This window comes from Photobacterium sp. 53610 (genome assembly GCF_036409375.1).
GTDB lineage: Bacteria > Pseudomonadota > Gammaproteobacteria > Enterobacterales > Vibrionaceae > Photobacterium.
Map to the genome: position 1 here is coordinate 25,525 of NZ_JAXOFS010000015.1, position 25,221 is coordinate 50,745.

Annotated in this window: 26 protein-coding genes; 8 read left to right on the forward strand and 18 right to left on the reverse strand. The window is 51.6% G+C overall.

The window, feature by feature from the left end; translation table 11 throughout:
• The 13 genes from lpxA to rpsB all read right to left on the reverse strand — a co-directional run bounded on the left by lpxA (position 1) and on the right by rpsB (position 13,219).
• On the reverse strand, positions 1–789 hold the full coding sequence (lpxA, locus tag SPK40_RS20860) for an acyl-ACP--UDP-N-acetylglucosamine O-acyltransferase (RefSeq protein WP_330961768.1): 789 nt from the start codon (positions 787–789) through the stop codon (positions 1–3).
• Complete coding sequence (gene fabZ / locus SPK40_RS20865; RefSeq protein WP_248144151.1) at positions 786–1,241, reverse strand: 3-hydroxyacyl-ACP dehydratase FabZ; 456 nt, start codon at positions 1,239–1,241, stop codon at positions 786–788. The genes lpxA and fabZ overlap by 4 nt, the downstream gene beginning before the upstream one ends.
• 106 nt (positions 1,242–1,347) lie before the next feature.
• On the reverse strand, positions 1,348–2,376 hold the full coding sequence (gene lpxD / locus SPK40_RS20870; RefSeq protein WP_330961769.1) for a UDP-3-O-(3-hydroxymyristoyl)glucosamine N-acyltransferase: 1,029 nt from the start codon (positions 2,374–2,376) through the stop codon (positions 1,348–1,350).
• 215 nt (positions 2,377–2,591) lie between these two features.
• Positions 2,592–3,101, reverse strand: a complete 510-nt coding sequence (locus tag SPK40_RS20875; RefSeq protein WP_248144148.1) for an OmpH family outer membrane protein — start codon at positions 3,099–3,101, stop codon at positions 2,592–2,594.
• 19 nt (positions 3,102–3,120) lie between these two features.
• Positions 3,121–5,538: an outer membrane protein assembly factor BamA gene (gene bamA / locus SPK40_RS20880; RefSeq protein WP_248144146.1), complete on the reverse strand. Its 2,418-nt coding sequence runs from the start codon at positions 5,536–5,538 to the stop codon at positions 3,121–3,123.
• 36 nt (positions 5,539–5,574) lie between these two features.
• Entirely contained in the window at positions 5,575–6,930 is a 1,356-nt protein-coding gene (gene rseP / locus SPK40_RS20885) for a sigma E protease regulator RseP (RefSeq protein WP_330961770.1), read from the reverse strand.
• Positions 6,927–8,123 carry a 1-deoxy-D-xylulose-5-phosphate reductoisomerase gene (gene ispC, locus SPK40_RS20890; RefSeq protein WP_330961771.1) on the reverse strand — a complete coding sequence of 399 codons (1,197 nt, stop codon included), beginning with the start codon at positions 8,121–8,123 and terminating at the stop codon, positions 6,927–6,929. The genes rseP and ispC overlap by 4 nt, the downstream gene beginning before the upstream one ends.
• Before the next feature lie 124 nt (positions 8,124–8,247).
• Positions 8,248–9,096: a phosphatidate cytidylyltransferase gene (locus SPK40_RS20895; RefSeq protein ID WP_248144142.1), complete on the reverse strand. Its 849-nt coding sequence runs from the start codon at positions 9,094–9,096 to the stop codon at positions 8,248–8,250.
• Between the two features lie 129 nt (positions 9,097–9,225).
• Positions 9,226–9,993, reverse strand: a complete 768-nt coding sequence (locus SPK40_RS20900) for an isoprenyl transferase (protein WP_248144141.1) — start codon at positions 9,991–9,993, stop codon at positions 9,226–9,228.
• 87 nt (positions 9,994–10,080) lie between these two features.
• A complete protein-coding gene (frr, locus tag SPK40_RS20905) occupies positions 10,081–10,638 on the reverse strand; it encodes a ribosome recycling factor (protein ID WP_248144140.1) in 558 nt (185 codons plus the stop codon).
• A 68-nt stretch (positions 10,639–10,706) separates the two neighbouring features.
• Complete coding sequence (gene pyrH / locus SPK40_RS20910; protein ID WP_036755939.1) at positions 10,707–11,438, reverse strand: UMP kinase; 732 nt, start codon at positions 11,436–11,438, stop codon at positions 10,707–10,709.
• A gap of 92 nt (positions 11,439–11,530) precedes the next feature.
• On the reverse strand, positions 11,531–12,376 hold the full coding sequence (gene tsf / locus SPK40_RS20915; RefSeq protein ID WP_248144139.1) for a translation elongation factor Ts: 846 nt from the start codon (positions 12,374–12,376) through the stop codon (positions 11,531–11,533).
• A 114-nt stretch (positions 12,377–12,490) separates the two neighbouring features.
• Positions 12,491–13,219 carry a 30S ribosomal protein S2 gene (gene rpsB, locus SPK40_RS20920; RefSeq protein WP_248144138.1) on the reverse strand — a complete coding sequence of 243 codons (729 nt, stop codon included), beginning with the start codon at positions 13,217–13,219 and terminating at the stop codon, positions 12,491–12,493.
• A 327-nt stretch (positions 13,220–13,546) separates the two neighbouring features.
• On the opposite strand from rpsB, the gene map reads away from it, so the two are divergent.
• The 3 genes from map (at position 13,547) to SPK40_RS20935 (ending at position 17,655) form a co-directional block, all read left to right on the forward strand.
• Positions 13,547–14,344: a type I methionyl aminopeptidase gene (gene map / locus SPK40_RS20925; protein ID WP_330961772.1), complete on the forward strand. Its 798-nt coding sequence runs from the start codon at positions 13,547–13,549 to the stop codon at positions 14,342–14,344.
• A 113-nt stretch (positions 14,345–14,457) separates the two neighbouring features.
• On the forward strand, positions 14,458–17,082 hold the full coding sequence (glnD, locus tag SPK40_RS20930; protein WP_330961773.1) for a bifunctional uridylyltransferase/uridylyl-removing protein GlnD: 2,625 nt from the start codon (positions 14,458–14,460) through the stop codon (positions 17,080–17,082).
• 192 nt (positions 17,083–17,274) lie between these two features.
• Positions 17,275–17,655, forward strand: a complete 381-nt coding sequence (locus tag SPK40_RS20935) for a DUF3461 family protein (RefSeq protein ID WP_248144136.1) — start codon at positions 17,275–17,277, stop codon at positions 17,653–17,655.
• A 41-nt stretch (positions 17,656–17,696) separates the two neighbouring features.
• Here SPK40_RS20935 and SPK40_RS20940 read toward each other — a convergent pair whose 3' ends face one another.
• The 3 genes from SPK40_RS20940 to SPK40_RS20950 all read right to left on the reverse strand — a co-directional run bounded on the left by SPK40_RS20940 (position 17,697) and on the right by SPK40_RS20950 (position 19,367).
• Entirely contained in the window at positions 17,697–18,152 is a 456-nt protein-coding gene (locus SPK40_RS20940; RefSeq protein WP_248144218.1) for a flavodoxin, read from the reverse strand.
• Between the two features lie 115 nt (positions 18,153–18,267).
• Positions 18,268–19,044, reverse strand: a complete 777-nt coding sequence (gene truC, locus SPK40_RS20945) for a tRNA pseudouridine(65) synthase TruC (protein WP_248144135.1) — start codon at positions 19,042–19,044, stop codon at positions 18,268–18,270.
• Positions 19,041–19,367 carry a YqcC family protein gene (locus SPK40_RS20950; RefSeq protein ID WP_330961774.1) on the reverse strand — a complete coding sequence of 109 codons (327 nt, stop codon included), beginning with the start codon at positions 19,365–19,367 and terminating at the stop codon, positions 19,041–19,043. The genes truC and SPK40_RS20950 overlap by 4 nt, the downstream gene beginning before the upstream one ends.
• 133 nt (positions 19,368–19,500) lie before the next feature.
• Here SPK40_RS20950 and SPK40_RS20955 point away from each other — a divergent pair, with 133 nt between their 5' ends.
• The 4 genes from SPK40_RS20955 to SPK40_RS20970 all read left to right on the forward strand — a co-directional run bounded on the left by SPK40_RS20955 (position 19,501) and on the right by SPK40_RS20970 (position 22,856).
• Complete coding sequence (locus tag SPK40_RS20955; RefSeq protein WP_248144132.1) at positions 19,501–20,547, forward strand: DUF3549 family protein; 1,047 nt, start codon at positions 19,501–19,503, stop codon at positions 20,545–20,547.
• 34 nt (positions 20,548–20,581) lie between these two features.
• On the forward strand, positions 20,582–20,884 hold the full coding sequence (locus tag SPK40_RS20960; RefSeq protein WP_330961775.1) for a DUF3301 domain-containing protein: 303 nt from the start codon (positions 20,582–20,584) through the stop codon (positions 20,882–20,884).
• A gap of 1,422 nt (positions 20,885–22,306) precedes the next feature.
• Complete coding sequence (locus tag SPK40_RS20965) at positions 22,307–22,537, forward strand: DUF2789 domain-containing protein (protein ID WP_248144130.1); 231 nt, start codon at positions 22,307–22,309, stop codon at positions 22,535–22,537.
• A gap of 28 nt (positions 22,538–22,565) precedes the next feature.
• The gene (locus SPK40_RS20970) at positions 22,566–22,856 is read left to right on the forward strand and encodes a hypothetical protein (protein ID WP_248144129.1); all 291 of its coding nucleotides are present in this window, start codon (positions 22,566–22,568) and stop codon (positions 22,854–22,856) included.
• Positions 22,857–22,933: 77 nt separating this feature from the next.
• On the opposite strand, the gene SPK40_RS20975 is transcribed toward SPK40_RS20970, so the two are convergent.
• Together SPK40_RS20975 and syd are read right to left on the reverse strand one after the other, a co-directional pair.
• Positions 22,934–23,704: a Zn-ribbon-containing protein gene (locus SPK40_RS20975; RefSeq protein ID WP_330961776.1), complete on the reverse strand. Its 771-nt coding sequence runs from the start codon at positions 23,702–23,704 to the stop codon at positions 22,934–22,936.
• Between the two features lie 3 nt (positions 23,705–23,707).
• A complete protein-coding gene (gene syd, locus SPK40_RS20980) occupies positions 23,708–24,262 on the reverse strand; it encodes a SecY-interacting protein (RefSeq protein ID WP_330961777.1) in 555 nt (184 codons plus the stop codon).
• Positions 24,263–24,329: 67 nt separating this feature from the next.
• Here syd and queF point away from each other — a divergent pair, with 67 nt between their 5' ends.
• Positions 24,330–25,175: an NADPH-dependent 7-cyano-7-deazaguanine reductase QueF gene (queF, locus tag SPK40_RS20985; protein ID WP_248144124.1), complete on the forward strand. Its 846-nt coding sequence runs from the start codon at positions 24,330–24,332 to the stop codon at positions 25,173–25,175.
• Positions 25,176–25,221: the final 46 nt, after the last annotated feature.

Below are 25,221 nucleotides of genomic sequence, written 5' to 3' on the forward strand. Positions count from 1 at the left end.
TCAGCGAATAATTCCACGCGAGGTGTTATTCAGCATGTCGAGGAACAGGCCGACAGAAGGCCAGTCTTTCGCCATTTCTTCCAGCACCGGCTTCACTTCGGCCTGCGTTTTACCCGAACGGTAAATCTCTTTATAAGCACGACGAAGCGCATGCAGTTCAGGCTTTTCAAAACCATTTCGCTGCAAGCCGACAATATTCAGACCAAATGGCGTCGCGTGGTTTCCCTGAGCCAGAACGTATGGCGGAACATCCTGCACCACTGCAGAACAGCCACCGACATAACTGTAAGCGCCCACAGTACAGAACGGATGAATCGCCGACAGTGCCATCACGCCAGCGTAATCGCCGACAGTCACGTGACCACCCAAAATTGAGTTGTTGCCAATGTGGGTGTGGTCACCAATCACAACATCATGCGCAACGTGAGCATTCACACACAGCAGGTTATCATTGCCGACAATGGTCACGCCTTTGTCCTGCACTGTCCCACGGTGGATTTGCACACTTTCGCGAATTACATTGCGGTCGCCGATTTCTACGCGGGTCGGTTCACCGTTGTATTTCTTGTCCTGACACTCTTCACCAATGATGGCATAAGGAAAAATTCGGTTATCCTTGCCGATGGTCGTCGGGCCTTTAATCACAACATGCGACATGATTTCGTTGCCGTCGCCGATTTCTACATCTTTCGCGATGTAGGTAAATGGGCCTACGGTAACGTTGGCACCGATTTTCACACCATCTTCGATCACCGCCGATGGATGGATCTGTGCTGTTTCGTGAATCATGAAAACTCTCGTCTTGCGCATTTCAGCTCAGCAGAACAAACGACATCGCCGTCTACTTTCGCCACACCATTAAACATAGCGATGCCACGGCGTTCTTTCAGAAATTCCACTTCGATCACCAGCTGATCACCAGGGCCGACCGGCTTACGGAATTTGGCATTGTCGATGCTGGCAAAGTAATACAGTTCGTTTTCAGCAGGTGCGCCGAAGGTTTTAAACGCCAGCAGACCTGTTGCCTGCGCCATCGCTTCCAGGATCAGTACGCCCGGAAATACCGGCATTTTCGGGAAGTGGCCGGTAAACTGCGGCTCATTGACGGACACATTTTTAATCGCCGTCAGGGTCTTGCCTTCTTCGTAGTTCACCACTTTGTCAACCATCAGGAATGGGTAACGGTGTGGTAGAAGTTCTTGGATTTCGGTGATATTCAGCGTTTTGTTCTCGCTAGTCAAAACTGCATTCCTGTCTAAAAAGTTAATCAAGCGCCGGATAAAATATAAAACGGCCTACGTAATTCAATAACGCAGGCCAGCTCGCGGCGCAGAAAGAAAAATTGGGTTACTGAGCGTCTTCTTCGAGTTTTTTCTCAACAGATTTCAGGCGCTTATTCATTTCTTCAATTTTCAGAACCCGTGCCGCAGTCTTGCGCCATTCCCGGTTCGTCTGAAGCGGAATTCCCGATGAATAAACCCCTGGTTCAGTAATCGGTCGCATCACCATGGCCATGCCCGTCACGGTCACACCATCAGTAATTTCCATATGGCCGTTGAACACACTGGCGCCGCCGATAAAGCAGTGTTTACCCACTTTCAGGCTGCCTGCCATCACAGTTGCACCAGCAACAGCGGTATTCTCGCCAATAGAGACGTTATGGGCAATCTGGCACTGGTTATCAATAATGACACCGTCCGCAATAATGGTATCTTCCAGCGCACCACGATCAATCGTAGTACATGCACCGATCTCGACCCGGTCGCCAATACGGACAGAGCCCAACTGAGGAATTTTTTCCCAGCGTCCCTTATCGTTGGCATAGCCAAAGCCATCCGAGCCAATCACTGCGCCCGACTGCACCAGACAATGGTCACCCATCACCACATTGTGGTAGATGCTGACGTTCGCCCACAGCTTCGTCCCCTGACCAATGCGGGCATTTTTGCCAACGAAGCTTCCGGGACCAATCTGGACGTTATCACCGAGTACCACGCCGGATTCAATGACAGCATTGTGGCCAACCGTAACGCCCTCTCCCAGAACAGCATCCGGTGCGATATAAGCAGATGGCGCAATTTCAGTCGCGCTGGCCGGTGTGCTGTCCAGCATTTGCGCGACTTTGGCATACGCCAGATAAGGATCTTTGACAATCAGAGTGTTGCCGTTGAAAAATTCAGCGTCAACATCTTTTAAAATCACCGCAGTCGCCTGGCATTCGTTCAGATGCTGGCGATATTTACTGCTGGAAAGGAAAGTGATCTGGCCGGGACCGGCCTGACCCAGTCCTGCGATTGCTGTGACTTCGGCAGCTGCGTCACCACGCAGCTCCGCACCTAATTTCTCTGCTAATGCAGCAAGCGTCAATGCAGCCATTTGTTACCTTAATATTTCATCGTTTTTATCGCACTGCGCATTATTATCTGTGGTCGGCGAGACAATGCAAAGGATATGCGCAGGAACGTCTACAATTTGAACAATGTTCACATAATACTGTCATTTTTCATTACGGCAGACCCTACCAGCTGACACGCCAGCAAGCCCCTCATGCCTGCTGACGTTGCGATACATGGCCGCCGATTTTCAGACGGTTACTTCACCGCTGACAATACTTTTGCAGACAGATCATCTTTCGGGTTCGCAAACAGGACGGCCTGACCGTCGACAACCATGTCGTAACCTTCACGTTTGGCCACATCCTGAATGGCTGTACGCAGCTTCATCGCCAGCTTCTGCTGTTCTTCAGCGCCGCGACGCGCCTGATCTTCCTGCAGTGCCCGTGCTTTTTGCTTAAACTGTCCGTCCAGCGTTTGCAGCTCTGACTGCAACTTAGACTTGTCACTGGCACTCATCAACTGACCATCACGCTTCAGTTTTTCCAGCTTGGTTTTGATGTTGGTTTCCAGTGTGCGCAACTCAGTCACCCGACCCTGAAATTCGTTTCGCAGTTTGTCTTTCACATTGTAACGCTGTACCAGTTGTGCCATAGCCTGATTCGTGGCGACATAGCCCACCTTCTCTGCGGCAACCGCAGCTTGGGCATACATTGAAGATGACAAGACGGCCAGGCTGAGGCTGGCTGCTTTAATCCACTGTTTCAAAGGCTCTCTCCTTAAAGGGTTAGAATGTGCGTCCAATGGTGAAGGTGAAGAATTCCTCATCATCGCCATCGTATTTCTTAATTGGTTTCGCGACAGAGAAGACCAGAGGTCCCATCGGCGACATCCACTGCAGAGCAGCACCATATGAGGCACGGATCAGGAATGGATCGGAATAATCGTACAGATATGCGCCGTCCTCATCGGTCAGATCATATTCGGTGTCCCACACGTTACCGGCATCAATGAATAAACTGGTCCGGATCTGATTCCTGACTTCATCCGATGCAAATGGTGTCGGAACAATCAGCTCCATACTCGCCAGCGCCACAGCGTTACCACCGGCGGCATCATCCGAGCCCGTCGCACAGCTGTTGTTTCCGCCAATTCCACTCCCGGTATCACAGCCGCCGACATACACCGCTTTCGGACCCACGGTATTCGAACGGAAACCACGCAGGGTTGAGAAACCACCCGCGTAGAAGTTTTCATAGAATGGCAACAACTGATCGCTGCCATTTTCTGTGGTGCCGTAACCATTACCATAGCCCAGTCGGCCGCGAAGCAACAAGGTAAAGTCTTGCTTCTCAGTCAGAGGATAGTATTGACGAACATCATACTGCGCCTTGAAATACTGGGCATCAGAACCCGGTACTGTCATCCGGAAAGTCGCGCGCTGATGGTTACCGGCTGTCGGGAAGAAACCACGGTTAAGGTTGTTTCGTGTCCAGGAGACAGACCAGTCAAAATCATCCAGCTCGATCGAAGTATTGGCCTGATCGAAGTCGTGAATACGCTTGAATTTTTCGATCTGATAATACTCTTCAGTATTTGAGATCTTGTTGTGATCGTAGCCGACGCCGAATTCAAAGAAATTCAATTCATCATACGGGAAACCCCAGGTCAGGCTGGCGCCATAACTTTGGTTGGTATAGTCCGAGATGTTGGCATCAGAGGCTTCAAACTCGTTGTAATAGATCTTTCCGCCCAGACTGATCCCATCCAGCGTGAAGTACGGATCCCGGTACTCCATGCTGACGTTTTTCTGGTAATCGTTCATCATCGCGCTGATGCCGAAACGATTCCCGGTTCCCAGAAAGTTATCCTGCTGGATCCCGGCCTGGAAAGACACACCAGACTCGGTACCATAGCCCACACCAAAGTTGATATTACCGGCGTTGGCTTCCTTAACCTTGTAATTCACATCAACCTGATCATCCGTACCAGGCACGCGCACCGTCTGAACATCCACGGTTTCAAAGAAACCCGTCCGGCTCAGACGCTCTTTCCCGCGTTCGACAGACTTGGAATTCAGCCAGCTGCCTTCCATCTGACGCATTTCACGGCGAAGAACTTCATCTTTGGTTGAGGTATTTCCGGAGAAAGCAATATTACGTACGTAAATACGTTTGCCCGGTTCTACATTGACTAAGAGCGACACCTGCTGATTTTCATCATCAAATTCAGGAATCGTCTTCACCTGAGGATAGGCGTAGCCCAGCTCACCCAAACGACGTTTAATTGACTCTTCAAGAGCCGTCACCTGGGCGCCGTTATAAATATCGCCGTCTTTGAAAGTGATCAGACCGGCCAGCTCGCCGGGTTCCCCGACCAGGTTTCCGCGGAACTTCACACCTTTCACTTTATATTGCTGGCCTTCGTCAATATTCAGTGTGATATAGACGCCTTTCTTATCTGGCGAAATGGAAACATGGGTCGATTGCAGCTTGTATTTCAGATAACCATTGTTCAGGTACTGAGAGCGCAGTGTCTCCAGGTCACCGGCCAGAACCTGTTTCTGATATTTTTCATCTGCCAGGAAGTTCCACCAGGGCACATCCGCCTGAAGGTTAAATTTATCTCGCAGCTCTTCATCCGAAAAAACACGGTTTCCGATAAAGTTGATTTGCTGAATTTTGGCAGAAACGCCTTCAGTAAACACAAATTTCAGATCAGCACGATTCCGCGGCAAAGGCGTCACAACCGCCTTCACGCTGGCATTGTATTTACCCACGCTGTAATAGAAATCTTCCAGACCTTTTTCGATCTTGCTCAGGGTTGTCCGGTCCAGCGCTTCACCGACCCGGATTTTCGAAGCATTCAGATTTTCCTGAAGCTGTTCATCCTTGATCGCCTTATTGCCCGAGAAAGTAATACTGGCAATGGTTGGACGTTCGACAACCTTCACGACCAGAGCATTGTTATCCCGGTAGACCTGAATGTCCTCGAAGTTACCGGATGCAAAAAGCGCCTGAATCATATCCGCGACATCACGCTCGTCTACCGTGTCGCCGACTCTGACCGGCGTCTTCAGTAACGCCGCACCCAGAGCCACGCGCTGCAGCCCCTCAAAGCGGATATCGTCCACCACAAATTCTTCCGCATGTACCACACTGCTTCCAAGCAAGAGGGACGCGACTAACAGTTTCTTCATCGCCATTACTGTTCTGATTATTCCTTGCTAAAAACGCACTTATTAAAGGCGTGTAAAGTCATTTATGAGCGCCACAGCCATCAAAACGACCAAAATCGCTGAGCCAAGCCGGTAACCAATCTCCTGAATGCGCTCTGAGACCGGACGTCGCGTCACTGCTTCAATGGCAAAAAAGAGCAGATGACCACCATCCAGTACCGGCAGAGGCAACAGGTTCACAATACCCAGGTTGACACTGATTAAGGCCAGAAACCCTAAAAAGTACACAATGCCATAGTCGGCGGTTGTTCCGGCGCCTTTGGCGATGGAAATCGGACCGCTTAAGTTTTTCAGTGCTACGTCACCGGTCAGGAGTTTCGCCACCATATCAAAGGTAAGCGTCACCAGTTGCCAGGTTTTCTCCGTTGCCGCACCGATCGCATCCAGTGGCCCATACTTTAACTGAAAACGTTGCTCAGCCGGCCATGCTTCAACGACCGGGGCAAAACCAGCATAACCAACCAGCTCTCCGCTGGACAGCTCTTTGGTCCGGGGGGTCAGTGGTGCATGAATCAGCTCTCCGTTACGACGCAGCTGAATATCCAGCACTGTCTCCGGGTTCGATCGGATAGCATCGACAACCTGATTCCAGTTTGTTATGGGCTGATTATTGATCGCGACAATCACATCACCGACCTGAAAACCGGCTTGCTGTGCCGCGCCCTGATCCACCAGCTGACCAATTTCCAGCGTAATCGGTGGTGAAAAAGGCGTGATCCCCAGCGTTGTCAGTATGAGTTCCTTCTCCGGATCAAAAGACCACTCACGCAAATCCAAGCGAAGCGTTTCTTCATAATTTTCATCCGGCGGAACGACGGTCAGGGTCATCTCGTCATCACCAATATGGCTGATCATTGCCATATTGACCGATTCCCAATCCGGAGTTTTGATACCGGAAACAGACTTAAGTTCCATCCCGCTTTCAATCCCCGCCTGCGCAGCGATGGACTGAGGCGCAACGTCACCAATGACAGGTTTGACGGCTGGCACACCTATCAGATACACCACCCAGTAGGCAAAAATGGCAAACACAAAGTTTGCAAGCGGACCTGCAGCCACAATGGCACTGCGTTGCCAGAGCGCTTTATTATTGAAGGCCTGATGACGACGCTCTTCAGAAACGGCTTCAACCCGCTCGTCGAGCATCTTGACGTAGCCCCCCAGCGGGATCATCGCCAGAGTGTATTCAGTGCCCTGCTTATCGACCCGGCGCCACAATGGCTTACCGAATCCGATCGAGAAGCGTTCGACATACACCCCGCAACGACGTGCAACCCAGAAGTGTCCGTACTCGTGTACGGCAATCAGAATGCCTAACGCAACGAGAAAGGCTCCCAAGTTCCACAAAATACCAATCATTTAGTCACCTTATGAATCACTTGCTGCGCAAGCTGTCGGGCTGTTGCATCCAAAGCTAAGACACAATCCAGACTACGAGGCTCACTGAAATCAGCCCGTTCCAGTACCTGCTGATTGACACGCGCGATATCGGTAAACCGTATCGAACCGGCAAGAAAAGCAGCCACGGCTACTTCATTGGCGGCGTTCAGTGTCGTTGTCGCAGCCTGTCCACTGTAACACGCGTCAATCGCCAGTTGCAGACACGGATAACGCGACATGTCCGGTGCCATAAACGTAAACTCGCCAATCTTTGTAAAATCGAGCGGTTTCACCCCGGCATCAACCCTTTCCGGATAAGCCATCGCAAATGCAATCGGGGTCTGCATATCCGGCAGTCCCAGCTGCGCCAGTACCGAGCCGTCTCTGTACTGTACCATCGAATGAATCACCGACTGAGGATGAATCAGGACTTCAAGCTGTTCTCTTGAAGCATTAAACAGCCAGTGTGCTTCAATGTACTCCAGCCCCTTATTCATCATAGTGGCCGAATCCACAGAAATCTTTGGCCCCATCGACCAGTTCGGGTGGGCAATTGCCATTTCTGGTGTCACCACATCCAGCTCACGCACATCCGTGTAACGGAAGGGGCCGCCGGAACCTGTCAGTAAAATCTTGCTGATCCCGGCCTCAGCGAGATCGCATCGTCCCGGGTTTTGCTGCACTTGTACAGGTAGACACTGAAAAATAGCATTATGTTCACTATCAATGGGTAATAATTCTGCCCCGTATTTCGTCACGGCATCGATGAACATCTGTCCGGACATCACCAGTGCTTCTTTATTTGCAAGCAGAATTCGTTTTCCGGCTTTCACCGCTGCCATGGTCGGCAACAGACCGGCAGCACCAACAATCGCCGCCATGACCGTATCGACTTCATCCAGTGCCGCCACTTCACACATCCCGGCTTCACCGGAGAGGACCCGGGTATTGATCCCCTGCGCTGACAGTTGCTGCGCCAGATCTCTGGCAGCCTGCTCACACGCCATGGCTGCATATTTCGGTTTCCACTGGCAGCAGAGTTCAAACATTTTTCGGCTGTCCGTTCCGGCAGCCAGTGCAACCACTTCAAAACGGTCCGGGTTCGCAGCCGCGACTCCCAGTGTACTGGTACCAATCGAACCGGTTGCGCCAAGGATGGTTAATTTACGCATATCTTCACTACTTAATAAATACAGACGACTTATAGCCGATATGCCACCGACCAGCTCACACGCCGCTCTCCGGCCTTAAAATCAAAACGGGGGAAGTGGTTACCCGCTTCCCCCGAATCAGGCATTAAATCAGCCAGAGATAGAGCAATGCAAATACAGGCAGTGCCGCAGTCAGACTATCTATTCGGTCAAGGATACCACCATGTCCCGGTAAGATCTGTCCGCTGTCTTTAATTCCCGACACTCGTTTGAGCATACTTTCGACCAGGTCGCCAAAAACCGAGGCAATGACGGTCAGCACTACGGTCGCCAGCAGCGCTCCGCTGTGGCTGAATGGAATACCAAAAACCGCAGCTGCGCCCCAGGCCACAACAACAGCCAGGACCACACCACCCGCCAGACCTTCCAGTGTTTTATTCGGGCTGACCTTCGGCGCCATTTTATGACGTCCAAAACGTTTACCGGCAAAATAAGCCCCGCTGTCAGCGGCCCAGACCAGCAGACAGACCAGCATCACCAACTTGGCGCCATAAAACGGAGACTCTGCATAATTGACGGCACGAAGCATCACTACGCCCCAAAAGAAAGGAATCAGCGTCAGCAGACCAAAACAGTAACGAAGCAAAGTCGAGCGGGTCCAGAAGCCGGATTTATCCGGATAAGTGACCACCAGCAGGCAGGCAAACAACCACCAGGCGCCTCCCAGACCCAGCATTGTGTGGTGAGCGGTGTGCAACTCGCCCAAAGCGATCGCATCCGTCGGCAACGCCAGAAAAGATGCCAGAAGAACCAGTACTGGCGGCACCATGGCTAACAGGCGGGAGCGGGTATTTACAAACTGGGTCCATTCCCAGAATCCAGCCAGGGTAATTCCGGCCAGTGCAAACATAAATCCCGAAAAAGGGAGCAGGAAGATCCCGGCAATCACAACAGGGGCCAGAACCAATGCAGTCAAAATTCGTTGCTTAAGCAAGCTTGTTCCTCTCGTTATAATTTATCTTTGTCGCTTCTCAGCAATATCTTGCTCGGTCGCAATTCAACAAGCTACGTGCTTGTTACCAGAATGGCAGCGGGATTCCAGTTTCCACTGCCTCTGGTGCTGCTACTGGCTATTTAGTAGCATTTTTATTTGTTCACCCGTACAGCCAAAACGACGTTCCCGGTTCATAAACCAGGCAATGGCATCAGAGAATGTATCTTCATCAAAATCCGGCCAGAACTGTGGGGTGAAATACAGTTCCGCATAGGCGGTCTGCCAGAGCATGAAATTACTGATCCGACATTCGCCACTGGTGCGAATGAGCAGATCAACATCAGGAAGCCCGTGGGTCGTCAAACGTTCGGCCAGCATCGCTTCGGTAATATCTTCCGGGGCTAACCCCTGTTCAGCAACTTCACGCGCAAGTGCCTGCGTTGCCTGAATGATATCCCATTGTCCACCATAATTGGCAGCCACGTTCAAAACCATTCCGGTATTGTTAGCCGTCAGTGTTTCTGCCGCCGCAATTTTATCTTGCAGGCGCTGACTGAAACGGCTGATATCGCCGATAATTTTCAGGCGGATGTTATTTTTGTGCAGGCGCTTTACTTCCCGACCTAAGACAGTCAGAAATAGCTCCATCAACAGAGACACTTCGTCTTCCGGGCGACGCCAGTTCTCACTGCTGAATGCAAACAGTGTGATTACCTGAATCCCAAGGCGGCTCGCAACAGAGACAGTTTTTCGTACGGCTTCCACACCGGCTTTATGGCCAAACACTCGCGCTTTGCCCTTCGCTTTTGCCCAGCGGCCGTTCCCATCCATGATGATGGCTACGTGCTTGGGCAGCTTCTGAGCATACCATTCAGTGTTGGTTGTAGGCTCTGCCATACATTTCCCTCAACAAAAAAGCGCCGTGCTGCACGCACAGCGCTTCAGAGCTTATCAAGCTAAAGTCGAACCGAAGTCAGGAAATCCTTATACTTCCATCAACTCTTTTTCTTTCGCTTCCAGAATGGCATCGATTTTCTTAACAGCAGCATCGGTCAGCTTCTGGATATCGTCCTGAGCACGACGATCGTCGTCTTCAGAAATTTCTTTATCTTTCAGCAGCGCTTTCACATCTGCATTCGCATCACGGCGGATATTACGTACTGCAACACGGCCTTGTTCTGCTTCCGCACGAACGATCTTCACCAGATCTTTACGACGTTCTTCCGTCAGTGGCGGCAGTGGTACGCGAATCACGGTGCCAGCAGATGAAGGGTTCAGACCCAAATCAGACATCATGATGGCTTTTTCAATTTTAGGCGTCAGCTCTTTGTCAAAAACAGTAATCGCCAGGGTACGCGCATCTTCAGCGATGACGTTTGCAACTTGACGCAACGGCGTATTGGAGCCGTAGTATTCAACCTGGATGCCGTCCAGCAAACTTGGGTGTGCACGACCAGTACGCACTTTTGCCAGTTGAGTTTTCAGTGCTTCAACACTTTTTTCCATGCGCGTTTGCGCATCAGTTTTAATTTCGTTAATCACGTTTGTACCCTTGAATAGTCGGTCTCAGTGAGGGAGGCAGTCCCCCACCCTATCAATATCTTGCGTCCTTAGTCGCCATTGGCGATCAAGGTACCTTCAGCTTCACCCATGACCACTTTGCGCAGTGCTCCCGGCTTATTCATGTTAAACACACGAATTGGCATGCCGTGATCACGTGCCAGCGTGAATGCTGCGAGATCCATGACTTTCAGTTCTTTTTCCAGAACGTCCTGATAACCTAGCTTATCATATAGAACAGCTTCTGGGTTTTTAACTGGATCTTCGCTGTAAACACCGTCTACTTTTGTGGCTTTCAGCACAACATCGGCTTCAATTTCAATACCACGCAGACACGCAGCGGAGTCTGTTGTAAAGAAAGGATTCCCTGTACCGGCAGAGAAAATAACCACACGGCCCTGACGAAGCTGACTGATGGCTTCCGCCCAATTATAACTGTCACACACACCATTCAGCGGAATGGCTGACATTACTTTCGCGTTCACATAGGCACGGTGCAGTGCGTCACGCATGGCCAGGCCATTCATCACGGTTGCCAGCATACCCATGTGATCGCCCACAACTCGGTTCATACCCGCAGCAGCCAGACCTGCACCACGGAACAGATTACCACCACCGATAACCAGACCCACTTGTACGCCCAGCTCTACCAGTTCTTTGATTTCCTGAGCCATGCGGTCCAGAACATGTGCATCAATACCAAAACCTTCGTCGCCCTGCAGCGCTTCACCGCTCAGTTTCAGCAGGATCCGTTGATAAGTCGGTTTAGGATTTGTGGTCATTTATTGTACCTTCCAGGCTTACTATAGAGATATGGAGTTGTAAAAAGACCGTAGCCTTGGCCACGGTCTTCGAATGAGCAATTCGCGAAGGATTAACCTTTCTGCGCCAGAGCTACTTCTTCTGCAAAGCTCAGGCCTTCGGCTTTCTCGATACCTTCACCAACTTCCAGGCGGATGAAGTTAGAAACAGAAGCACCGCTTTCTTTCAGAACATCACCAACAGATTTCTTAGGTTCCATGATGAAAGGCTGACCAGTCAGAGACACTTCGCCAGTGAACTTCTTCATGCGGCCTTCAACCATCTTCTCAGCGATTTCTTGAGGCTTGCCTTCGTTCATTGCGATTTCAACCTGAACTTCACGCTCTTTCGCAACAACTTCAGCTGGTACGTCTTCTGGGTTCACGTACTCTGGACGTGAAGCAGCAACGTGCATTGCAATGTGCTTCAGGGTTTCGTCTTCGCCGTTACCTGCAACAACAACACCGATGCGGTCACCGTGACGGTAAGAAGCAACTTTCTCGCCTTCGATGTAAGCAACGCGACGGATAGAGATGTTCTCACCGATTTTCGCAACCAGTGCAACACGCTTCTCTTCGAACTGTGCTTGCAGAGCTTCAACGTCAGCTTTGCTTGCCAGTGCAGCATCAGCAACTTCGTTTGCAAAAGCCAGGAAGTTACCGTCTTTAGCAACGAAGTCAGTCTGGCAGTTTACTTCGACCAGAGCAGCTACGCTGTCATTGTTCTTGATGATGATAGAACCTTCAGCAGCGATGTTACCTGCTTTCTTAGCCGCTTTAGCAGCACCGCTCTTACGCATGTTCTCGATGGCCAGCTCGATGTCTGCATTGGCTTCAACCAGAGCTTTTTTACATTCCATCATGCCTGCGCCAGTACGCTCACGCAGTTCTTTAACCAGGGCAGCTGTAACTGTTGCCATTGTTATATCCTCAGTTTTTAAATCTTGGTGTAAAAATCAGGGGCCTGAGAGCGGCCCCTGTTAACCATACTTAGTTTACACAAGGTAACTTAAGATGCTCAAAGGAGCGACTGATTACTCAGCTTCTACGAAACCGTCTTGCTCAGCCTGGGCAACGATGTCCTGGTTACGAGCTTCAGTAACGGTTGTCGCTACAGCGCCTGTGTACAGCTGGATAGCACGGATTGCGTCATCGTTACCTGGGATAACGTAATCAACGCCGTCTGGGTTAGAGTTAGTATCTACGATAGAGAATACTGGGATACCCAGGTTGTTCGCTTCTTTGATAGCGATGTGCTCGTGATCAGCATCGATAACGAACATAGCGTCTGGCAGACCGCCCATGTTCTTGATACCGCCCAGAGATTTCTCCAGTTTTTCCATTTCACGAGTACGCATCAGCGCTTCTTTCTTAGTCAGCTTGTCGAAAGTACCGTCAGTAGACTGAGTCTCCAGGTCTTTCAGACGCTTGATTGACTGGCGAACAGTTTTCCAGTTAGTCAGCATACCGCCCAACCAGCGGTTGTTCACATAGTACTGGTCACAGCTGATAGCAGCTTCTTTGATAGATTCGCTGGCTGCACGCTTAGTACCAACGAACAGGATTTTACCCTTGCGAGCAGCGATCTTGTTGATCTCAGCCAGCGCTTCGTTGAACATTGGTACAGTTTTCTCAAGGTTGATGATGTGCACACGGTTACGAGCACCGAAGATGAATGGCTTCATCTTCGGGTTCCAGTAACGGGTTTGGTGACCAAAGTGAACACCAGCCTTCAGCATGTCGCGCATTGATACAGTTGCCATTGAATATTCCTCAATTGGGGTTAGGCGTCCACATATCCCATGCTACCGACCCTTGACTGCATAACAGCCGACTTAACATTAAGCCTTGGGCACCCCGGAGCACGTGTCGATATGTGTGAGTGATTAATAAAATAACGTTTTTTGTAATCTGACCTGCCGGGTTAATTTTCATCAACGCACAATCTGGCAAATTACGGCGCGCTTTATACCATATTTTTGCCGTCAAAATCCAGCCTAATCTCCCCCGCATCGGCAAAGCCAGTTTCCATCTGGTGCATGCGCTGATACCATATTAAGTATAGAGACTGATAGGGTAGAGAAGTTCGCATGAGCATTAAGATCAAGACGGCAGAAGAAATCGAAAAGATGCGCGTCGCTGGCCAGCTGGCCGCAGAAGTGCTGGAAATGATTGAGCCGTATGTCAAACCTGGCGTATCCACTGAAGAGTTGGACCGGATTTGCCATCAATACATCACGGAAACCCAGGATGCTATCCCGGCTCCGTTGAACTACCACGGTTTCCCGAAATCCATCTGTACCTCCATCAATCACGTGGTTTGCCACGGCATTCCGAGTGAGCAGGATGTACTGAAAGACGGTGATATCATCAACATTGATATCACGGTAATCAAAGATGGTTACCACGGCGATACGTCGAAAATGTTTGAAGTCGGCGAAGTCTCACTGGAAGACAAACGCCTGTGCCGTGTGGCTCAGGAAAGCCTGTACCAGGCCATCAAAAAAGTGAAACCTGGGACGAAGCTGGGTGAGATTGGCACAACGATTCAGAGATTCGTGAAAAACGGTAACAGCCGTTTCACGATTGTCCGCGACTACTGTGGTCACGGCATCGGGGATGAGTTCCACGAAGAACCACAAGTCGTTCACTATAAAAATGCAGACCGCACCGTGCTGAAAGCCGGGATGTGTTTTACCATTGAGCCGATGATCAACGCGGGTAAATTCGGTTGCATCCTTGATGACGATGATGGCTGGACAGTCTATACCGTGGATGGCAAGAAATCAGCACAGTGGGAGCACACCCTGCTGGTCACCGAGACCGGTTGTGAAATCCTGACTCTGCGGAAAGAAGAATCACTGCCACGCGTGATGAAAAACGCCTGATAATCTGCAGTAGTCCGCTACTGACAAAGACATCTAAGCCAGCATTTTGCTGGCTTTTTTGTTCCCCCGTTTCAGGCTAGAGTAAAGGAAAGTACAACTGGGCATGGACCGCAATGACACAGACTCAATCTGATACCACGATGAACGGTGACCACATTCATCCGTTACGTGCTGCGCTGAAGCAGGAACTGGAACAATTCAACGCACAGCAGCAACTCCTGTTTGCTCAGCACGTGCCGGTGACCGAACTGGTTGAGGCCCGGGCAACATGCATTGATGGTTTACTCCGCCATCTCTGGCCTGTTTTCGGGCTGGACCAACGCGATGATCTGTCTCTGGTTGCGGTGGGCGGCTACGGCCGGGGAGAACTGCATCCTTTATCCGATGTCGATATTCTCCTGCTGAGCAGTACGCCGCTGGATGCTCATACCGGCAAACAAATCAGTGAATTCCTGACGCTTTTGTGGGATCTCAAACTGGAAGTCGGTCACAGCGTCCGCACCATTGAAGAGTGCATCAATATTGGTCTGGAAGATCTGACCGTCGCGACTAACCTGCAGGAAGCCCGCCTGCTGTGCGGCAGTGAAGACAGCTTTCTGCAGCTGCAGGAGCAGGTCAACTCCGGTAAATTCTGGCCCAGTGAAGCGTTTTACCGGGCCAAAGTAGAAGAGCAGCGGGTTCGGCACGCCCGCTACCACGACACCACCTATAATCTCGAACCGGACATCAAATCCAGCCCCGGCGGCCTGCGCGATATTCATACGCTGAGCTGGGTTGCTCGCCGTCATTTCGGTGCCACCAATCTGCTGGAAATGAGCCGGTTCGGCTTTCTGACCGACGCCGAATACCGCGAGCTCTATGAATGCCAGGCATCCCTCTGGCGGATCCGGTTTGCCCTGCACAGTGAGCTGAAACGTTACGACAACCGGCTCACCTTCGAACATCAGGCTTCAGTCGCTCAGAAACTGGGCTATACCGGTGACGGCAACAAGCCGGTCGAAATGATGATGAAAGAGTTCTACCGTACGCTGCGCCGGGTGGCAGAACTCAACAAAATGCTGCTGCAGCTGTTTGACCAGGCCATTCTGAAAAATGGCAATGCACAAACCACAGTCGATCTGGATGAAGATTTCCGTTTAGTCGGTCCGTTGATTGAAGCACGCAAACCCGCCCTGTTTCAGGCCCGGCCGGAAACGATTCTGGATATGTTCCTGCATGTAGCACGTAACTCAGAGATTGACGGAATTTCTGCGCCCACCCTGCGTCAGCTGCGAACTGCCCGCCGCCGGCTCAACCGTTTTCTGGTCGATATCCCGGCCGCGCGCGAGAAATTCATGGAACTGGTCCGCCAGCCCAATGCACTTAACAAGGCTTTTCGCCTGATGCACCGTCATGGGGTACTGGCCGCTTATCTGCCTCAGTGGAGTCAGATCGTCGGTCAGATGCAGTTCGACCTCTTCCACGTCTACACCGTGGATGAACACAGCGTGCGTCTGCTGAAACACATGAACAAGTTCAGCGATCCGGCCAACCGCGAACTGCATCCGATCTGCTGTGAAGTCTATCCGCGGATCATCAAAAAAGAACTGCTGATTCTGGCTGCGATTTTCCACGATATTGCCAAAGGGCGCGGCGGCGATCACTCCGAACTGGGTGCCGACGATGCCTATAATTTCTGTATCAACCATGGCCTGTCGCGACCTGAAGCCAATCTGGTGACCTGGCTGGTGAAAAATCACCTGCTGATGTCTGTCACAGCCCAGCGCCGCGACATCTATGATCCGGATGTGATTACCGAGTTTGCCAAAGTCGTCCGCGACGAAGAACGACTCGATTACCTGATCTGTCTGACCGTGGCCGACATCTGCGCGACCAACCAGGAACTCTGGAACAGCTGGAAACGAACCCTGCTGGCAGAACTCTACTATTCCACCCAGAAAGCGTTACGACGGGGTCTGGAAAATCCGCCGGATGTTCGGGAACGGATCCGTCACAATCAGCAGATGGCTTCGGCCCTGCTCCGCAGCCAGGGGTTCGCACAGCGTGAAGTCGACGTACTCTGGCAACGCTTTAAAGCCGACTATTTCCTGCGCCATACTCACCAGCAGATCGCCTGGCATGCCGAAGCCCTACTCAGGCACGACGACCCGAATGCGCCGCTGATCCTGATCAGTAAAAAACCGACCCGCGGTGGTACAGAGGTCTTCGTTTACAGCCCGGATAAGGCAAAGCTTTTTGCCATCGTGGTTGCTGAACTGGATAAAAAGAACCTCAGTGTTCATGACGCCCAGATCATGACCAGCAGAGACGGCTATACGCTGGATACCTTTATGGTGCTGGATCCGAACGGTGATCCGCTGACGGAGAATCGTCATGCCATGGTGCGGGAAGCCCTGATCCACGCGCTGGAAACCATGAGCACAACGCGCCGTCACAAACGGCCTCCCCGGAAACTGCGCCATTTTCACGTGAAAACCCAGGTCGACTTCCTGCCGACAAAAACCGGCAAGAAGACCATGATGGAGCTGGTCGCGCTGGACATGCCCGGCCTGCTGGCACGAATTGGTTCCGTCTTTGCCGATCAGAATGTCAGTCTGCAGGCCGCGAAAATCACCACGATCGGTGAGCGGGCGGAAGACTTTTTCATTCTGGTAAATGAAGCCGGTCAGCAACTGTCCGCCGAACAGGAACAGGCGCTGAAAGCAGCGCTGATTGAACGCATCGACGACGCTGCCTGAGCCCCGCCCGTCAGCTCAGGCGGGCGGGTTTGGCCATGAACCCTTCGCGCAGATTCTGCGCTGGGTTCAAGATTTACCCCGGATTAATTGCTAGAGTAATCCCATCCTGCATCAATCAATACTGCTGATTACGCCACCTGCCGCATATTGTTGTATTGGATGCGAAGCTTGACTGAATCACACGAGGCCGCCATGTATCCGAACCTTACCAGCCTGGGCATTGAACACCCTGAACGCATTGAGAGCTACAGCCTGCGTCAGGAAGCCGCAAACGACATTCTGAAGATCTATTTTGCAAAAGAGAAGGGAGAGCTTTTTGCCAAAAGCATGAAGTTCAAATTTCCCCGTCAAACCCGCTCTGTCGTCGTCAACAGCGGCAACCGGGAAGCAAAAGAGTTTTCGGAAATCAACCGCAAACTGACATTTGTGACCGATGAGCTGGACCGAATCACCAACAAACGCCACAACGATGTAGATATCAAGAAAAAGATTCTGGCGGACTTACGTCACCTTGAGCAGGTGGTCACGCATAAGATTGCCGAGATCGAAGCCGATCTGGAAAAACTGAAATAAACAAGCAACTGATGCCGCCGTAAAACAGCGGCATCGTGTCATTATTTGACTTTATTCATGAAGTTTTTCAGCCAGGGAAGCGCAGCTTCGGTCGCATCAAAATTCACACAGGCATCAATATCCAGCCGTTCTGTCACAGATTTGGCCTGCAGTTCCTGCAGCAGCGCATCAAACTGACGGCCACCGCCACAGTATCGGTCTTCACCATAACTGGAATCCCCCATGGCGATCACACCGTAATTCAGAGCAGGCATCAGCGGAAACTGATCATTCAGCGCGGTAAACAGCGGCAACAGATTTTCCGGAAGTTCGCCCTGCCCTGTGGTCGAGGTAATCACCAGTGCCACCTGATCACGATAAGCCAGAAAATCTTCCAGACTCGGTTCAATAAACATTTCGGCCTGGTGACCATTGGCTTTCAGCTCACTGACAACTTCTTCAGCGACTTCTTCAGCCCCACCAAACACCGAACCCACAAAAACACCAATATTTGCCATCAAAGTCACGCCTCACTCCCTGTCTGAAAATCAATGACCTGCGTTTACTCTGGCGCGGCTTCCGGCCAGATGCAAGTCTCAGTTGCAATTGCGCGATCCCGTTGTCAAAAATGCTTTAAGCATCCAGATGGGACACCGGCCAGTCAAACGCCTGCATCACCCGTTGCCAGGCTTCATCAACTGTCGCACATATCTTCAGAGAATGACCGGTCACCGGGTGGAATAATTCCAGTGATGACGCATGCAGCATCAGGCGATGGCAGTCGAATTGCTCCCGGAACATGCGGTTATGCCGTCCATCACCGTGATTCACGTCACCGATAATATGGTGACTGAGGTGGTGCATATGACGGCGCAACTGGTGTTTACGCCCGGTCTCCGGTTTCATTTCCACCAGGGTGTAACGGCTGCTCGCATAACGGCCGACAGGGATCGGCATTTCGACTCTGGCGATCGGGCGATAAGCTGTGACTGCTTCCTGCGGTGCTTTATCCTGACGGGCTCGTTTATCATCCAGCTTATCCAGCTCTTCTTTGAGCGGATAATCCAGCACCGCCGCTTCTTTCACCCAGCCCCGCACCACCGCATGATAAGTTTTCTTCACTTCACGCCCGGCAAATTTCGGCATCATCTGCGCCGCCATTTCACTCGAGAGCGCGAACAGCAACACGCCGGATGTCGGCCTGTCGAGCCGGTGCAGCGGGAATACATGCTGCCCCCCCAGCTGATCACGCAGGGTCTGCATCACAAAACGAGTTTCATGACGGTCCAGCCAGGAACGGTGTACCAGCATGCCCGATGGCTTATTCACAGCCACCAGATATTCATCCTGATACAGGATTTCCAGCTCAATTGGCGGTTCTGTGACTGACTCAGTGGCGGGCTCACTCATTGAATCGCACCTCCCAGCCAGTGATCCAATTCATTGATTACCGGCAGCACACCGGCCAGTGCCGGAGTCAGCTTGGCGGCTTCTTCGGCATAAGGGTAAATACTGAACTGAGTCGGCAACGGCAAGCGCTCTTCCACCAGATGATGCATCCGCGGCAGAAAAACCCACTGCAGCCATTCAGCACAACTCAAGGTATCCACGGCAAATGGCAGCGTGCTGGCCAGCGCATCTTCATCGGGGGATTCATCCTGCCACAGGTCATGCGCACGCAACTGCTGCTCCAGTGCCGTCATTAAACGGGCGGTTTTCTCATAAGGGTCCAAAACGGTACTCCTGAAACAATACGGGCACAGGGCTTGACCTCTGCCGGACAACTGGCGCGCAAGGATACCATCTTCTGCTGCAACTCCCTATAATGCGCCACCATATGCGTTAAAAACCGAGGAGCTCGATTGCATGTCCATGGATAAATTTCACACCCTGACCCAGTTGCTGGATAACGCTGGCTGCCAGTATAAGATTTATGATCTTGGCCGCCGGGTCAGCGAGATCGAGCGGGAGACATTCAAAGCAGTCGAGGATAACCGCCAGCCGTATCCATGGCCGCTGCAACAGCACGCCCACCTGTCGATTTCCTTCTGGCAACAGAATAACCCGCCGTGGATCTGGTTTCTGAAACTGCCGCTTGATGAGCGCGGGCTTTTGAAACAAGCCGCTGTCGGCGACTTCATTAAATACGTCATCGAAGCGATGGGTGCGACCCTGAACGCGGTGCCGACAGAAGAAGAGCAGGAAAAACTGGCGGCAAACCCTTATACCTTCAAACCGAAAGACGACAAGATGGCGATTTTCCATGCCCATCTGCGACAACAACTGTCCCTGCCGGCCAGCCAGTACTACGAGCACGCGCAGCTCTACCTGAGCGGCAAGCTGGCCTGGGATCAATGGCAGGGTGTGGGTTTACAGGGGCTGGCTGATGTCTGCGCCCGAATGAAACAGGAAAACAACGCAACCTGGTTACGCAAAGCCATTCATCATCTGCCGATGACGCCGTTGTACGCGCTGCTGGGCTGTCTGGAACACTGTGATTTGCCACCCGCACTGACTGAACGGCTGATTGAGCGGATGACGCTGGAGCTCTCGTCTGAAGAAGCCGATATTTTTCTGCTGACGGCGCTGGTTCGCGCCCTGTCCGGTGCCGAATCCGGAAGGCTGCATGAAACGGTCAGGAAGCTGCTGAACCAGCCTGAACTGTGCCACCCGGAGATGATGGTCGCTATTGCGGGCCGGTGCTGGAAAGGACTGGCTGATACAGAGACTGCAGGACTGTACCTGCTGCGTCTGGCACAGACGCAGGACCAAACGTTGTTTAACCAGCTGTTTGCCGATCTGGTGATGCTGCCGGCTCTGCGGGGAATCATGCTGCAGGTCCTGCACAGCGAGGCTAATCCTGAACTGACTGAAGCGATCACCCGCTTACAGCAAGCCGCACGCGGCCAGTAAGCCGTCACTTTCAAAAAAAGGAATAGAACCAAGGATGGAGAATTTACTCATTATACTGGCGCTGGCCTTCGCGGGTTACCTGTTCTGGCAGCAACGCCGGCAAAGTGAACTGGCGCAGCAGTTTATTCACCAGCGCTGCCAGCAGCTCGGCTTACAGCTGCTGAGTGTTGCCCGGGGAGCACACCGCCTGAAAGACGATGCCGGCAACTGGAGCTGGCAGACGCTTTACCTGTTCGAGTTTTCCGCGGATGGTGCCGATGCCTATCAGGGTTGTGCAACCTTCCGGGGAATGAGACCTGTACAGTTTTACGTCCCGCCGCATCATATGCCGGGTTGAAGTGCGCATTCTGACTGGCGACCAAATAAAACGGGCGCAACTTGCGTTGCGCCCTTAGGTCTTACTTGCAGCATTCCCGCTACTGAGTGGCTCCCTGCCTCAATCCATCGATGCGCCGGAATCCGTCGGCGATATTCCATTTGGCGTTCATCCTGAACGTGTCCGTTGATCTCCTGATCCGTTACTTCATCCTGAAATAACTCTCTTCGACCGTCCTGGCGGTGTCCTTGCTTTCGTTCTGAAAGTGTCCTGTCTCATCCTGAGCAGCCCCATCCTGGTGACTGCAACCGGCATCCTGCCATGTCCTGAACTGTCCTTAGCGCAAGAGCTGTCCTCGCCCTCACTATCATCCCTAACCGACCCTGCTCCCTGGCCGTTATCCTGTTCCAAAATGTCAAATCCTTCGACACTTCTAAGACTACGACAAATCGAAGGCGAACACAGTATGGCGAAACGACGAAAAAAAGGCACCATCGTCATCGAATTAAAAGCAACGACTTAAGCAATTGTATTAAAGGACAATTTATATAGAGTGTGCGTAGATTGACTGCCCCTTAAACTCAGATTTCTCACGCTTTTGTGAGAGATCTCTTACAGAGAGACGAGCAAAAACAGAAGAAACATAAGGCACCGGCTTTCATACTCAAAGATGAGAATACCATTTTCCTGAGAAACAGATTCTCACTGCAAGACAATGAGGCTATATGGATGGAGCTCTATGGTTTGGTTCAGACAATAGAAAGGCTGGTTTTCATGCGGTTGGACGCGGCTGGCGGGGCACCAATAAAAGAATGGGCGCAACTTGCGCTGCGCCCTTAGGTCTTACCTGTAGCATCCTACTACAACGGTGCTCCCTGCATCATTCCTTTGTATGCTGAATCCTTCAGCGCTTCCCTTATTGAACTTCGTCCTGAAGTGTTCCCTGGTCTCCTGACCCGTTAATCCGTCCTGAATTAACTCTCAACAGCCTTCCTGGCGGTGTCCATCGCTTCTGCCCTGAAGCATCATCCTTGTGTCATCCTGACGGCAAACATCCCGTTTGCACTGATTGCGTCCTGCAACCTCCGAATCTTCCCTGTCAGTTTTCTTCCTGAAAACCTGTCTCATCCTGAGACCGCCGATTCCGTGGCGCCAGTTCCTGTTCCGTGTCAGTTCCTTCCGACAGGGTTAAGATTACGCGATATCCGATTCAGAACAAGCAACTGTCTGATGGCAATCTTTTCAATGACACAAATATCAAAAACGAAAAATAAAGATAACCAGTTGAAAATAAACAACTTCAATACAGAGTTAAAGTCATCATCTGTCAACTGATTTTAATTTCTCCTACACATTTGTAAGCGATCTCTCACAAAGGGCTCAGACGAAATGCCGATTATTCCCCACTATACTTAAGGCAAACACGACTAGGGGAATGTCACCATGGAAACTTTCAGCCACGATTTACCCAGCCTCTTCAACCAGTTAGGCTTAAATTCATCCAAAGAGTCCATCGAAAGCTTTATCCGGGATCATCATTTGCAGCAGAACGAAACCATCACCCAGGCTGATTTCTGGCAGCCCTCCCAGCGCCGGTTTCTGAACGAATCGATCGCAGAAGATGCCGATTGGTGCGAAGTGATTGATCAGTTGGATACATTGCTACGAAAATAAGCCAACGATCCCTCAATTTCAGGAAGAAATGATGTCCTCAGCAATCACCGAAGCATTAGAAAGCGCCATTCAATCTCTGATGGCCGAAGGTAAAGAACCAAGCGTTGCACTGGTGAAGGCACGCCTGCGTGAACCGCTGCCAATGCCCGTCATCATTCAGGCAATCAAAAGCTGGAAACAGCACGCCAAAGTACCGAAGATTACCGAAACACCAGCAGCAACAGCCAGCGACAGCGAACGCATTGCTCAGCTTGAAGCACAGGTGGCCAGCCTGACCTCACGCCTCGCCGCGCTGGAAACAGCGATTCAAGCCAAATAAATCAGTCTTACCTGACCTGGCTGAAAAAAACGCCCGCTCTTCTTCGGAGCGGGCGTCTCTTTGTTACTGGTAATTTGTTACTGGTAATCCCAGGAAAGGTTTGAGACCAGACGGCAAGGGTCGCATTTAAAATGGAAAATCCCGTGAATCGGTTCCTCTAGGCGCCAAGGCTGACCGCATTTCGGACAAGGCCGGTTTGCTTCTTCTGCCAGACTGACACCCCCGACTCTGTACTGGTAATAATACGTCGGCACCTTGGTCAGGTGTTCAATCCGACCCCGCAAATCCCAGCCGCGCCGGAATAAATCACTGTCCGCATCGCGAATTTCATGCAAGGCTGCATGTTCGGCCTGACAGCCACCGGCCATCTGAATTTCATCGCAGGCCTGCCATTCGGTCTGCCATTTCACCACTGCCTTGTGATCGCCGTTAAAGGTTGCCGGGATCCGGTATAAGGGAATCGGCAGTAAAGAATCTCCGCTGCGCAAGGGCGAACAGGTGTGCACATAAGTGGTATACAGCACCTGCCAGCCGGGCGAATCTTCGGCGGTTGCTTCAGAGTTGATATCCCGGCCCAGAACTTTGATTTTCGGGGCCAGCAGACCGGCCTGAGAGAGCCGGTTCATTGAGGCCTTCACCTGAGGACTGTGGAACTGACTGTGCAGGCTTTGTTTTTCCGGACAGACAGCCCGTACTTTAAAGACAGCTTCATCCATGACCACAGGAAACTCACGGCCCAGGACCTGACCGTTGTACCTCAGCGCATCCATCAAACCATTGATCGCCTGCTCGACGGCAGAAATCGTCGTGTTATCAAAGCATTCAAACTGCAATTCGATGACATACATGGTTTAGCTTACCCTGACCACAGGTTCCAGCTGGCGAAGAAAACTGGCCACATCTTCCGCCAGAACCTCACGCTCCGACTGACCCAGAGTTTCCAGAATAACATTCCCCGTCAGATTGCAGATGGCAATGACCTGATGCTCAGAGGCCATCACCCCGATAAAAACGGTCGGTTTCAGTTTCAGACGGCGCTGGGTCACCAGATGGCCCAGAATATTTTCCTGTAACCGCTGATGGTCCGATTCGCTGAACGCCTGCAGCAAATCCAGTTCCAGGTCCCGAAAGCGGGCCGCCATGTCACCACTGAAATAGCTGCCGTAAAACGCCTGAATGTCGGCGTGCAGACGGAGTTCAATCCCCTGTTCAACTGCGGCCAAATCACCTGCCGGCTCTCGGACCACCGGCTGCCAGAACACCGTATCGCCACTGTCACGAACCACACAGGGCGATGCCAGGCCAATCAGATCGCTGCTGCATGGCTGGCTGGCCTGATCATCAGACCAGGCTTTCATAAAACGGGAAGAAAAATCGGCCAATGCGGCCGTAACCGGATGATTCATTCGCAACCTCAAGCAAGATTCAGTAAACTTTGCCTATTGTAATCCAAGTGTGTGTGTCCAGGACAATATGAGCAAATACAAAGACGCGAAAGAACTAGCCGGTTTAACTCTTGGCCAAAAAAGTGAATACAAAGATCAGTATGATCCTTCCCTGCTGCAGGCAGTGCCACGCAAACTGAACCGCGATGACTTGGCGCTTGGTGATGAATTGCCCTTTACCGGGTATGACATCTGGACCCTGTACGAACTGTCCTGGCTGAACAGTAAAGGACTGCCGCAGGTTGCAATCGGTGAAGTGCGTCTGCCCGCCGGCAGCCCGAACCTGATTGAGTCCAAATCTTTCAAGCTGTATCTGAACAGCCTGAACAACACGCGGATCGAAAGCTGGCAGGAAGTTGCTGATATGCTGCAGAAAGATTTGTCTGCCTGTGCCGGTTCTGACGTCGATGTGACGATCCAGCCACTGAGTGATTTCACCGCGCAGCCGATTGTCGATTTCAGCGGCACCTGCATTGATGATCAGGACATTGAAATTGATAGTTTCGACTTTGACCCGGGCCTGCTGGCAAATGCCGCTGAAGGCGACGTTGTCGAAGAAATCCTGCACAGCCATCTGCTGAAATCCAACTGTCTGATCACCAGCCAGCCGGACTGGGGCAGCGTACGGATTTCGTACAAAGGGAAACAGATCAACCGGGAAAAGCTGCTGCGTTATCTGGTGTCTTTCCGCAACCACAATGAGTTCCATGAACAATGTGTCGAGCGTATCTTCACGGACCTGCTGCACTTCTGCCAGCCTGAGTTACTGACGGTTTACGCACGATATACCCGTCGTGGAGGTCTGGATATCAACCCTTACCGAACCAATCAGGGCAAAACACCAAGCGACAATGATCGCCTGGCCCGACAGTAGTTCTGAGTTCAACTTGTCTTGCAAGTCCGGCAAATCACTCTAGTTT